This window comes from Alistipes sp. CAG:29, assembly GCF_000435435.1.
Taxonomy (GTDB): domain Bacteria; phylum Bacteroidota; class Bacteroidia; order Bacteroidales; family Rikenellaceae; genus Alistipes; species Alistipes onderdonkii.
The window spans coordinates 1-12,213 of record NZ_FR893462.1 but is presented as its reverse complement, the minus strand read 5'-3'; the positions used below and the strand labels follow the sequence as shown (position 1 = coordinate 12,213).

Genomic DNA, 12,213 nt, shown 5'->3' with positions numbered 1-12,213 from the left:
TCCTGCTGAAAGACGTGCTGATGTTCGTCTATGTGCAATTGTTTCCGCAGTCGCCGCTTCCTCCCCAGACGGCTATCGCCCTGGGGTTCATGCTGGATGTGCTGGTCACGCTTTTCCTTTTGCTGGCCCTTCGTCTGGGGATGATCATCTTTTACGACCTGCTGAAACTCAACCGCACACGCCATGCGAACTGCCGTCAGGTTCTGGTCTACGGGACGGGGGACAAATCGGTCTCGCTCGTTACGCGTCTCCAGAACTCGCCCCATTACCGGGTCATCGGGTTTCTGACCTACGGGAAACGACTCAAAAACCATGCGATCGCCGACCGTCCGGTGTACTACTTCGAGGATGAAAGCAGCATCGAATATCTGCGTGACCGAGTCGATATTGATGCCATACTTTTCGCCACGAACGACGACGCACAGTCGGAACAGGAACGGCTGATCAAGTACTGTACGGAGAAATCGGTGAAGATCCTGATCACCCCTCCGATCGACGAGGTTATCGACGGTAAGATCATGAAGCAGTCGATCCGCGAGATCAAGATCGAGGATCTGCTGGGCCGCCCCGAAATCAAGATCTCGATGGAGGAGATCGTCGCCAACTTCAAGGACAAGACGATCTTCGTTACGGGCGCCGCGGGATCGATCGGCTCGGAACTATGCCGCCAGCTGGCGACGTTCGGGGTTAAGGAGCTTATCCTTTTCGACAACGGGGAGACCCCGATGCACAACCTTCGCCTGGAACTGGAGGAGCGCTATCCGGCATTGAAATTCATCCCTGTCATCGGCGACGTCCGGATTCCCGCCCGTCTGGACTTCGTGTTCCGGACGTACCATCCGCAGGTGGTGTTCCACGCTGCGGCTTACAAACACGTCCCGCTGATGGAGGAGAACCCATGCGAGGCGGTTCTGGTAAACGTCGCGGGAACGCGCAACGTCGCTGACAAGTGCATCGAATACGATGTTGAGAAGATGGTTATGATCTCGACGGACAAGGCCGTGAACCCGACGAACGTGATGGGTTGCACGAAGCGCCTTGCGGAGATCTATGTGCAGTCGCTGGGTCTGTCGATCGAGCAGGGCCGCACGCCGGGGAAGACGCGTTTCGTCACCACGCGCTTCGGGAATGTGCTGGGCTCGAACGGTTCGGTCATTCCCCGCTTCAGGGACCAGATCTCCAAGGGCGGTCCGGTGACTGTCACGCATCCGGACATTACGCGCTTCTTTATGACGATCCCCGAGGCGTGCCGTCTGGTCATGGAGGCCGCCACGATGTCGACGGGCAATCAGATCTTCGTCTTCGACATGGGCGAATCGGTTAAGATCGCGCACCTGGCGCGGCGGATGATCTCCCTGGCGGGCTTCGAGCCGGAGAAGGACATCAGGATCGAATACACGGGTCTGCGGCCGGGTGAGAAACTTTACGAGGAAGTACTTTCGAATAAAGAGAATACGGAGCCTACGTTACATGACCGCATCCGGATTGCTAAGGTGCGGGAGTATGATTACCGGGAGGCATGTGAGGTAGCCGAAGAGCTGGAAACTTTGTCCCGGAAAGTCGAGATTCCCGATATGGTCAGACTGATGAAAAAGACAGTTCCCGAGTTCAAATCAAAGAACTCAAGGTTTGAGGTGTATGATAAATAGAGTGTCGTTACATACATTTTGCGAACGTCTTAAAAGTAGTGATCTATTCAAGGACTCGTTTTGGGCCCTTGCTGGTAGTGCCTTGGGTAAAGGTCTTTCTTTACTTGCAGGAATTGCCGTAGCACGATTTCTCGGCAAAGAAGTATATGGCGAATATGGAACCATTAGGACCACACTGTTCTATATTGCGATAGTTTCCACTTTTGGATTTGGCTATACAGCAACTAAATTCGTTGCCGACTATATTTCGGAAAAGCCCGAAAAATTAAAGTCATTGGTTTGGACTTTTTTAAAAATTACTTTAGTTTTTAGTGGGTTATTAGCATTAGTTCAAATAATTTTTGCCGCTTCTATTGCTCTATTCATTGATGCACCAAATTTAGAATTTCAACTGCGTTTTTTTTCATTGTTAATTATTCTGAATGGATTACAAACAACCCAAATCGCTATTTTATCAGGATTTAAAAAATTTAAAGAAACTGCAAAAATAAATATTTACACCGGTTTTGTCGTATTTATTGGTAGCATTATCATGACATGGTTTTGGGGACTAACCGGAGCTCTTGGAGCATTAATGTTGTCATTTGTGGTTCAAGTTATACTGAATCAAATAATTATCCGACACGCTCTGACTCAGTATAATTCAAATGAAAAAGTTTCAAGATCAGAAATATACTCTATGTTAGGTTTTTCAATTCCTGTAGCCCTTCAGGAGAGTTTGTACACAATAGTACATTGGATAGGTTTGCTCCTACTGATTCATTTTGCCAATTATGGCGAAGTCGGTTTATCGTCAGCTGCAGCATTATGGCAAAGTGTTGTGATTTTTGTACCGGCAATGTTAAAAAACGTGATGTTTTCTTATTTATCAAGCTCAGATAACCATTCGTCTCTGATCAATAAACTTCTTTTAGTCAATTTTTTATCCTCATTACTCCCCGTTTCAATCGTCATTCTTTTTTCTGGATTTATCAGTTCTTTTTACGGTGTGAGTTTTGTTGGGTTACCAAAAGTTTTGAATATCTCAGCAGCAGCAGCTCTTTTCATCTGTTTATCGGAAGTTTATTGTTATGAGTTTATATCACGGGGAAAACCGTGGATAGTTTTCATAGCGCGCCTTGTTCGCGATATGTTCATTCTTATTCTCACCTACATTATTTTGCAACAAATTAATGAAAGTCAAGCTTATTGGTTTGCACTTATCTCACTAATTGCGAATGGGATATTTCTAATTTTACTACATCTAAGATATAGATATGTTAAGTAAAATACATATTAATAATAAATATTTTGTCCTATTCGTACTAGGGCTATTGGGATTTGCAGCAATAAAAGCAATGCAAGGTCTAGCTAATATAGATTCCACCTCACACAATAATACTAATTTTATTTATGTAATTATCGGAGTGTTATCTGTGATCTATATATTATCGCATTGGAGAATTGCTTTTGCAAATAATATATATACAAAAACGATATGTTCATTTTTGGCATACTTGATTTTAAGATATGCATTTTTTTATGATGATACACCAATAATAAGACTTATTGCAAATTGTGTATGGCCAATTATTGCAGTGTTAGGTTATACTATTGGTTATAAGAACTATACATCGGAGAACCTATCTGCCATAGCACGAGTTTATCTTACATTTATTGTTCCATTTTTTGTTTATAATGTCTTTCTTAGTTTTACATTGACATACGATACAGATGAGTTTGCCAAAGATGCTTTTTTTATTTGTCTAATTTTTTTACCATACATTTTTCTATTGAAATCTCCCAAATGGAAATACATATTATATATCATTTTTGCAGCAATTGCATTCATTTCGACCAAAAGAACCATTCTAATCGCAACAATATTGTCGGGCGTATTATTTTTTCTCAAAACAAAAAGAGGTAAGGAGTCTCTTGCATTAGTGATCCTCTTTGTTATTATTTTTTCATTTTCACCGCTTAGTAAGGATATTATTGCAAATACATCAGATCGTTTTCTAAGTATCGGTGAGGACGGAGGTAGTGGTAGGAATACACTTTACTTTCAAATATGGACTGATATATCTAGTAATTATTCGACACAAGACATATTAGTAGGCAAAGGATTCAGTTCGGTCTCGCATTTAGTTGGAATGGATGCGCATATGGACATATTGCAGATTCTACATTCATTAGGTTTTATAGGATTGATTATTTATCTAACTATATATATCATAATACTATATAAGTTGAAAATGTATAAAAACATAGTTGATTATAATGATCATTTAGGTTTGATAACTTTTATTACATTTATTTGTTTTGTTATAGTAGCTAACATGAATTGTTTTATATTCAATCCATCGTTTAGCGTTCCGATGTTTTTTCTTATTAGTCTTTTTATCGGAGCTATTTCATGCCGGCTGCAATATTATCAAAGATTTCACATATAAATATTTATGGCATTTTATTTAATTGGATCGTATATTAACTCTATTGACGACTCGACGATGCAGCAATTGAATGCTATGTCGGATCCAGCTGCAAATATCTATCAAGAATCTTTAATTAAGGGTTTTTTCAATTGTGGAATTGAATTAATTCCATACTCATTCAAGGTTGTATCAAAGAAGTTATACTCTCAATATAGCCTATTTTATAAGTCCTGGTGTTCATTATATCCAAATGTATCAATCAAGCCTCGGTCTTATATTAAAAATTTCATCGAATGCTATTTCTTTCTTTATAAATCATTAAGAAGTAAGCTACAACGAAATGATGTGATTATTTTATATTCATTGAATATTGCAGCAATTATTTCAACATTGGTAGCTTGTCGAAAATACCATAATAAAATATGTGTAATTATTACAGATCTACCATTGCACATGTCTACAAATGGATCCATTTTTTACCATATTATGAAATGGGTTGCTAATAAAATAATAAAATCGTGTATGCGGAAAATAACATGTTTTGGTATTTTGAGTGAATATATGTCTGAGTATCTCCCGAAACATGCAAACTACGTAGTCATTGAAGGTATTTATTCTCCTTGTAACTTAGTTAATATTCCTCAACCTAAAATAGACGGTCGAATTCTATATTCTGGAACCTTAGCAGAAAGATATGGTATCAAAAATTTGTTATTGGCTTTTAATTTATTAAAAAATGAAAATTATTCTCTGATTATATGTGGCAGAGGTGATTCAGAAGAATATGTAAAAAATATGGCAACGAAAGATCGTCGAATACAATATTTAGGATCTATACCTCATGATGAAATATTACAGCTACAACGGACTGCATCTTTATTAGTAAATCCAAGAACTCCAGAAGGTATATATACAAAATATTCGTTTCCATCTAAAACAATGGAATATCTTGCCTCAGGAACTCCTACTCTTTTATATGAATTGCCAGGAATTCCCAAGGAATATTACCATTATTGTTATTCATTAAATGATCAATCGATAACTGCTTTGGCCGAAAAAGTAGATGAAGTGCTTTCTCTATCTATAGAAGAACGGACAAAATTAGGGGAAAAGGCACAACAATTCATATTAGATACCAAAAATGCAACAATACAATGCACTAAAATTTTAGAACTAATTAAAAGAACATGAGTATTTTTACAGGAAAAGTCCTATTAATCACGGGAGGGACGGGATCGTTCGGTAACGCCGTGCTACGTCGCTTCCTCAATAGCGACATCAAGGAGATCCGCATTTTCAGTCGGGATGAGAAGAAGCAGGATGACATGCGTCATGCGTTACAGAACCCGAAAGTGAAGTTCTACATCGGCAATGTCCGCGACAAGTCATCGGTGGATATTGCGATGCGTGGCGTCGATTATGTTTTCGCAGCCGCAGCATTGAAGCAGGTTCCGTCGTGCGAGTTCTTCCCGATGGAGGCTACACGTACGAATGTCATCGGTACGGGTAACGTGCTGGAATCGGCCATTGAACACGGTGTGGAGAACGTCGTAGTCCTTTCTACAGACAAAGCCGCTTATCCGATCAACGCGATGGGTATCTCGAAGGCACTGATGGAAAAAGTGGCTATTTCCAAAGGCCGTGAATTAGGGGAAGGTGCCGCGACGACGATCTGCTGCACGCGCTACGGCAACGTGATGGCGAGTCGGGGAAGCGTTATCCCGCTTTGGGTGGAGCAGATGATGGAGGGTAAACCGATCACGATCACCGATCCGAACATGACCCGTTTCATGATGACGCTGGACGATGCCGTGGATCTGGTCGTCTATGCCTTTCAACACGGCCATAACGGGGATTTGTTCGTTCAGAAAGCCCCTGCTGCCACATTGAGTACCCTTGCCGAAGCCCTGAAGCAGATCTACGCAAAAGTGAACCCGAAATACGGTGAGACGGAGGTGAGGGTTATCGGTACGCGGCACGGCGAGAAACTCTATGAAACGCTCGTCACGCGTGAAGAGATGTCCAAGGCAATCGATATGGGCAACTACTACCGTATTCCGTGCGATACACGTGATCTGAATTATGACAAGTTCTTCACCAAAGGTAGCGAGGATATCTCGAAGATCGAGGATTACCACTCGCATAATACGCATCGTCTGGATATAGAGGGCATGAAGCAACAATTACTGCGCCTCCGTTTTATTCAGGAGGATCTGGGTATGATCGACCGCGCCAAGCCGCGTGACATTCGTTCGGAGTAACCTCTCTATATAAGAATACAGGCCATGCGTCCGGGCATAAAACGGATTGCGATCCTTACATCTCATTTCTTCGCGGCATTTCTTTCTGACAACCAGCCGCCCCACACAAAATGAACATATTAGTTACGGGAGCCAAAGGCTTCATAGGAAAGAACCTCCTTTCCCAACTGCGTAATATCCACGACGGTAAGGCGAAGAACTATGCCGTAGAAGGAAATCTTACGCTCTATGAATACGATCTGGACAGTACGCCGGAAGAACTGGACCTGTACTGCAAGAATGCGGACTTCGTTTTCAATCTTGCGGGTGTGAACCGTCCGCAGGACCCTGTGGAGTTTATGAAGGGCAATTTCGGCTTCGCGTCGACGCTGCTCGACACACTGAAAAAACACGGCAATACGTGCCCTGTGATGATCTCATCGTCGATCCAGGCGGCGCTGGACAACCCCTACGGAGAGTCCAAGCGTGCCGGCGAACAACTGCTGTTCGACTATGCAAAGGAGACCGGCGCCAAAGTATTGGTTTATCGCTTTCCGAACCTTTTCGGCAAATGGTGCCGTCCGAATTACAATTCGGCCGTAGCGACGTTCTGCAACAATATCGCCAACGACCTTCCGATCACGGTGAACGATCCGTCGGTGGAACTGCATCTGGTCTATATCGACGACGTGGTGGACGAACTAATCGGAGCGCTTACGGGCGATGAACACCGTGACGGGGATTTCTGTTATGTCCCCGCATCGCACCGGATTACATTGGGTGGGATCGTAGATCTGCTGCATTCGTTCCGGCGAATGACCGAAACGCTGGAGATTCCCGACACGACGAAAGACGGTTTTGCCAAGAAACTCTATTCGACCTATCTGTCGTACCTTCCGGCCGACCGGTTCGCTTACGACCTGAAGATGAATACGGATCCGCGGGGAAGCTTCACGGAGATTATCCGCACTGCTGACAGGGGGCAGTTCTCGGTGAATGTCTCCAAACCGGGTATCACCAAGGGCCAGCACTGGCATCACACGAAGAACGAAAAGTTCGTGGTGGTGCACGGACACGGATTGATCCAGCTGCGCAAGGTGGGCAAAGACGAACACGGCAACGATTACCCGGTGGTCAATTATGAGGTAAGTGGCGAAAAGATCCGGGTCGTGGAGATGATTCCGGGTTATACGCACAACATCGTCAACCTCTCCGATACGGAGGATCTGGTTACTTTCATGTGGTGTAACGAGTGTTTCGACCCTGCAAAGCCCGACACCTATTTCGAGCCGGTAGAATAACAACAGTACAATGAATACAATCAAACTTGACTATTCGGACGTAAAGTTTGCGGATAACGGCAAACTCAAATTACTGATCATCGTAGGCACACGCCCGGAGATCATCCGTCTGGCAGCGGTCATCATGAAATGCCGCAGGTATTTCAATACGGTTTTGGCGCATACAGGGCAGAACTATGACTATAATCTGAACGGGATTTTCTTCAAAGACCTGAGCTTGGAAGACCCGGAGGTGTATATGAATGCCGTCGGCGACGATCTGGGTGCAACGGTTGGCAATATCATCAACTGTTCCTACAAGCTGATGGTCACAATTAAGCCCGATGCACTGCTGATCCTGGGCGACACGAACTCCTGCCTATCGGCCATTGCCGCCAAACGGCTCCATATTCCGATCTTCCATATGGAAGCGGGTAACCGTTGTAAGGACGAATGCCTGCCGGAGGAGACCAACCGGCGGATTGTGGATATCATCTCGGACGTGAATATGTGTTATTCGGAGCATGCACGACGCTATCTTGCTGAGAACGGGCTTCCGAAAGAGCGCACCTATGTTACGGGCTCCCCGATGGCTGAAGTCCTGCACGCGAATTTGAAGGAAATCGAGGCCTCGGACATCCACCGGCGTCTTGGACTGGAGAAGGGGAGGTACCTGCTGCTGTCGGCCCACCGCGAGGAGAACATCGATACAGAGAAGAATTTCCTGAGTCTGTTCAACGCAATCAATGCGCTGGCTGAGAAATACGACATGCCGATTCTCTACTCGTGCCACCCGCGCTCGAAGAAACGTCTGGAGCAGTCAGGGTTTGAACTGGACAAACGGGTAATTCGTCATGAACCGTTGGGCTTCCACGACTACAACTGCCTTCAGATGAATGCCGCAGCGGTGATTTCGGACTCGGGGACGCTGCCCGAGGAGTCATCGTTCTTCCTGTCGGTAGGCCATCCCTTCCCGGCCGTCTGCATCCGCACCTCGACGGAGCGTCCTGAGGCGTTGGACAAGGGCGACTTCATCCTGGCAGGCATCGATGAAAAATCGCTTTTGCCGGCTGTGGAAACGGCGATCGGAATGAACGACGCGGGCAATTATGGAATCCCCGTTCCGGATTACACCGATGAAAACGTCTCGACGAAAGTCGTTAAGATCATTCAGTCCTACACTACTGTCGTAAACAAAATGGTCTGGAGAAAAGAATAGAATACGATTATGAATATGAAATTGAGAAACGTACCGTTCTCGCCTCCAGACATGACCGAGGCGGAAATTACAGAAGTTGCGAATGCTCTTCGCTCAGGATGGATTACTACCGGCCCGCGAACCAAAGAGTTTGAAAGACTGATCTCGATGTGTTGCCAGACTGAGAAATCGGTTTGTCTGAATTCTGCAACTGCTTGTATGGAGTTGATTCTCCGGGTACTTGGAGTTGGACCAGGTGACGAAGTCATCACGTCAGCCTACACTTATACAGCTTCAGCCAGTGTAATCTGTCACGTCGGAGCCAAAGTTGTTTTAGTCGATACAGCTCCTGGGACGTTTGAAATGGATTACGACAAACTCTCCCAAGCAATAACCGAAAAAACCAAGGTTATTATTCCGGTTGATTTAGGTGGTGTCATTTGCGATTACGATAAAATTTTTGCCGCCATAGAAAATTACAAACACCTTTTTAATCCTGCCAACGATATCCAAAAGGCTTTCGGTCGCATAGTCGTAATGGCAGATGCCGCCCATGCCTTCGGAGCACAGTGGCATGGCCGGATGTGCGGAGAGATTGCAGATTTTACCTCCTTTTCATTTCACGCTGTGAAGAACCTTACGACCGCTGAAGGCGGGGCGCTTACATGGCGATCTATTTCTGGTATTGATAACGAGTGGTTGTATAAGCAATTCCAGTTACTCTCATTACATGGTCAGAATAAGGATGCTTTGGCCAAAACCCAACTTGGAGCTTGGGAGTATGACATTATTGCCCCCAATTTCAAATGCAACATGACCGATATTATGGCAGGGATCGGATTAGCACAGTTAAAACGTTATCCGGAAATGTTGCACCGACGTCGGGAAATAATCGGTCGTTATGACGAAGCGCTGAAGAATTCGAATGTACAAGTCCTCAATCATTACGATCCGGATCATTCGTCGAGCGGCCACCTTTATATCGTGCGCCTGCTGGATATGGATGTGGCAGAACGCAACGAAGTTATTGTCAAAATGGCAGAACACGGAATTGCCTGCAACGTTCATTACAAACCGCTTCCGATGATGACTGCTTACAAGGCTCTCGGGTTCGATATTACCAATTATCCGAATGCCTACAATCAATACCGCAACGAAGTAACGCTTCCATTGCATACCCGTCTCACCAACGAAGATGTGGAATTCGTCATCTCAAATTTTGTCGATATCATTTCCCGATAAAGTTATGTACAAACATTTCTTCAAGCGGTTGTTCGATCTGATAATTGCTTTGTTTGCATTACCCTTTGTGCTGCTTCTTATTCTAATCATGGTACCATTGATTTGGCTGACTGATCGAGGACCGACTTTTTATAATGCGCAACGTGTTGGATTGAATGGTAAAATATTCAAAATGTTCAAATTCCGTTCAATGAAAGTGAATGCTCCCGATATACGTAATACAGATGGGTCTACATTTAATTCCAGTGATGATCCGCGTGTGACTCGTATAGGACGTTTTATACGGAAAACCAGTATAGATGAAATTCCTCAGATTCTCAATGTCTTGATTGGTGATATGAGTTTTGTCGGTCCCCGCCCTGTATTACCGGGCATACCTTATGCCGAATACGATGACGTTCGGCGCAAACGCCTAACCGTACGACCCGGTATTACAGGATATAGCCAGGCCTATTTTCGTAATTCTGTTGGTCAAGAGGAAAAATTTCTGCAGGATTGTTATTATACCGATCATGTATCTCTCCTTTTCGATTTGAAAATCTTATTTCACACGGCATATTCGGTGTTAAAACGAGAAAATGTTTTTGTAAAAGATAAAAAGGCTGAATAAAATGAGCCGTCTATTAATTCTTGGTGCATCCACTTTGCAACTCCCTGCAATTCTGAAAGCCAAAGAAATGGGGCATTATGTTGCAGTTGCCGATTATAATCCGCAAGCTATTGGGATTCTTTTTGCAGACGAGTTTTTCCCTGCTAGTACTATTGATATAGAGGCGATTTGTCAAGTTGCAGAAACATTCCATCCTGATGGAATTATGACTCTAGCAACAGATATGCCAATGCGATCGTTGGCGGCAGTAGCCGAAAAATTTGGCCTACCCGGCATTTCTGTACAAACAGCTTTACGTTGTACTGACAAAGGTGAAATGATTCGAGCTTTCAAAGCTGACGGCGTAGCTTCACCTTGGTATCATATAGTTGAAAATGAATCAGTATTAAAATCCATTATTTCGGAGTTAAGTTTTCCATGCATTATCAAACCTACGGATAATGCCGGTAGTCGAGGAGTCATATTGGTTCATGCGGTTGAAGAATTGTCAAGAGCATACCGATACAGCCGGGAACAATCCCGCCATGGTACCGTAATCATTGAAGAGTATATGCAGGGGCCGGAGGTAAGTGTAGAGGTGATGACTGTTGACGGAATACCTCATATTCTTGCTGTTACAGACAAGTTGACTACGGGAGCTCCCTATTTTGTCGAAATGGGGCATAGTCAACCATCCCGATTATCCAAAACAACAATTGATACTATCAAGGATTTAGCGGTCAAAGCAATTCGAAGTGTCGGAATCAATATGGGACCTGCTCACGTTGAAATGATTGTTACCGCTCAGGGGCCGAAGATGGTCGAGTTAGGAGCTCGAATGGGAGGGGACTGTATCACGACGCATCTTGTACCTCTTTCAACGGGAATAGATATGGTAAAGGCAACTATTGACATTTCCTTAGGATTGTATCCCGATATTGAACCCAAATTCGAACAGGGTAGTGCCATTCGTTATTTTCAAGTTTGTCCAGGGAAAATTTATTCTATTGAAGGTATAAATGCTGCACGAAAAATTGCGGGTATATGCGATATCATCTGTACAAAAAAAATCGGAGATCTTGTCACAGATATTCATAGTAGTATCGACCGTATGGGATGTGTAATTGCTCAAAGGGGAGATGCTGCTGCGGCAATCGAGGCATGTGAACAAGCGATGAAACAAATCAAAATAGAAATATATGAAGAAAAATCTGGCAAATAAACGATTGTTGCTGCTCGGCGGCAGTCTATGGAAAAAAGCGATTCAGGATTTCGCCCAAGAGCAAGGAATTATACTGATCGCTACTGGGAATAACCATAATGCTGGAATATTTGAAATTGCAGATGAGTGCTATGACGTAGATTCCACAAATACAGAGGCTATGAAACAACTCATTCGGGAGAAACGGATTGACGGAGTTTATATGGGTGGGAGTGAATCAGTCATTTCGACGGCTTGTGGTTATCTTCAGGAACTTGGTCTGCCATGTTACTGTACCAGAGAACAGTGGGAGTATGGGCAGACAAACGAAAAGTACAAAGAGGATAGCAGGAAAAGCAACACAGTAGACAGAAAACCAATAACTTACAGTAGAGCGTCA

Annotated in this window: 11 protein-coding genes; all 11 read left to right on the top strand. The window is 44.0% G+C overall.

The features are described 5' to 3' along the window. The coding region (locus QVP03_RS06960; protein ID WP_369677400.1) for a polysaccharide biosynthesis protein at positions 1 to 1,649 on the top strand (1,649 nt) is incomplete at its 5' end. Next, entirely contained in the window at positions 1,639 to 2,916 is a 1,278-nt protein-coding gene (locus tag QVP03_RS06955) for an oligosaccharide flippase family protein (protein ID WP_022332798.1), read from the top strand. The genes QVP03_RS06960 and QVP03_RS06955, both read left to right, overlap by 11 nt. Beyond that, positions 2,906 to 4,081 (top strand): hypothetical protein, encoded by a 1,176-nt coding sequence (locus QVP03_RS06950; RefSeq protein WP_130065203.1) that lies wholly within the window; start codon positions 2,906 to 2,908, stop codon positions 4,079 to 4,081. Before QVP03_RS06955 ends, QVP03_RS06950 begins: the two co-directional genes overlap by 11 nt. Positions 4,082 to 4,585: 504 nt before the next feature. Beyond that, a complete protein-coding gene (locus tag QVP03_RS06945) occupies positions 4,586 to 5,254 on the top strand; it encodes a glycosyltransferase (protein ID WP_162505885.1) in 669 nt (222 codons plus the stop codon). Then, positions 5,251 to 6,324, top strand: a complete 1,074-nt coding sequence (locus QVP03_RS06940) for a polysaccharide biosynthesis protein (protein WP_022332795.1) — start codon at positions 5,251 to 5,253, stop codon at positions 6,322 to 6,324. Before QVP03_RS06945 ends, QVP03_RS06940 begins: the two co-directional genes overlap by 4 nt. 110 nt (positions 6,325 to 6,434) lie before the next feature. Further along, positions 6,435 to 7,604, top strand: a complete 1,170-nt coding sequence (locus tag QVP03_RS06935; RefSeq protein WP_022332794.1) for a capsular polysaccharide biosynthesis protein CapF — start codon at positions 6,435 to 6,437, stop codon at positions 7,602 to 7,604. A 10-nt stretch (positions 7,605 to 7,614) separates the two neighbouring features. After that, on the top strand, positions 7,615 to 8,802 hold the full coding sequence (gene wecB, locus QVP03_RS06930) for a non-hydrolyzing UDP-N-acetylglucosamine 2-epimerase (RefSeq protein ID WP_022332793.1): 1,188 nt from the start codon (positions 7,615 to 7,617) through the stop codon (positions 8,800 to 8,802). Between the two features lie 15 nt (positions 8,803 to 8,817). Further along, complete coding sequence (locus tag QVP03_RS06925; protein ID WP_204822933.1) at positions 8,818 to 10,023, top strand: DegT/DnrJ/EryC1/StrS family aminotransferase; 1,206 nt, start codon at positions 8,818 to 8,820, stop codon at positions 10,021 to 10,023. Positions 10,024 to 10,027: 4 nt separating this feature from the next. Further along, positions 10,028 to 10,633, top strand: coding sequence for a sugar transferase (locus QVP03_RS06920; RefSeq protein WP_022332791.1), 606 nt, complete (start codon positions 10,028 to 10,030; stop codon positions 10,631 to 10,633). A 1-nt stretch (position 10,634) separates the two neighbouring features. Next, positions 10,635 to 11,834, top strand: a complete 1,200-nt coding sequence (locus tag QVP03_RS06915; RefSeq protein WP_022332790.1) for an ATP-grasp domain-containing protein — start codon at positions 10,635 to 10,637, stop codon at positions 11,832 to 11,834. After that, a partial coding sequence (locus tag QVP03_RS06910; protein WP_288210687.1) for a hypothetical protein occupies positions 11,812 to 12,213 on the top strand: 402 nt, incomplete at its 3' end. The genes QVP03_RS06915 and QVP03_RS06910, both read left to right, overlap by 23 nt.

What these genes read in the sequence shown, in the direction of transcription:
- QVP03_RS06935 (WP_022332794.1), top strand. Translation starts at nt 6,435, where the DNA reads ATGAACATATTAGTTACGGGAGCCAAAGGCTTCATAGGAAAGAACCTC.
- QVP03_RS06945 (WP_162505885.1), top strand. Translation starts at nt 4,586, where the DNA reads ATGCGGAAAATAACATGTTTTGGTATTTTGAGTGAATATATGTCTGAG.
- wecB (WP_022332793.1), top strand. Translation starts at nt 7,615, where the DNA reads ATGAATACAATCAAACTTGACTATTCGGACGTAAAGTTTGCGGATAAC.
- QVP03_RS06920 (WP_022332791.1), top strand. Translation starts at nt 10,028, where the DNA reads ATGTACAAACATTTCTTCAAGCGGTTGTTCGATCTGATAATTGCTTTG.
- QVP03_RS06955 (WP_022332798.1), top strand. Translation starts at nt 1,639, where the DNA reads ATGATAAATAGAGTGTCGTTACATACATTTTGCGAACGTCTTAAAAGT.
- QVP03_RS06940 (WP_022332795.1), top strand. Translation starts at nt 5,251, where the DNA reads ATGAGTATTTTTACAGGAAAAGTCCTATTAATCACGGGAGGGACGGGA.
- QVP03_RS06925 (WP_204822933.1), top strand. Translation starts at nt 8,818, where the DNA reads ATGAAATTGAGAAACGTACCGTTCTCGCCTCCAGACATGACCGAGGCG.
- QVP03_RS06915 (WP_022332790.1), top strand. Translation starts at nt 10,635, where the DNA reads ATGAGCCGTCTATTAATTCTTGGTGCATCCACTTTGCAACTCCCTGCA.
- QVP03_RS06950 (WP_130065203.1), top strand. Translation starts at nt 2,906, where the DNA reads ATGTTAAGTAAAATACATATTAATAATAAATATTTTGTCCTATTCGTA.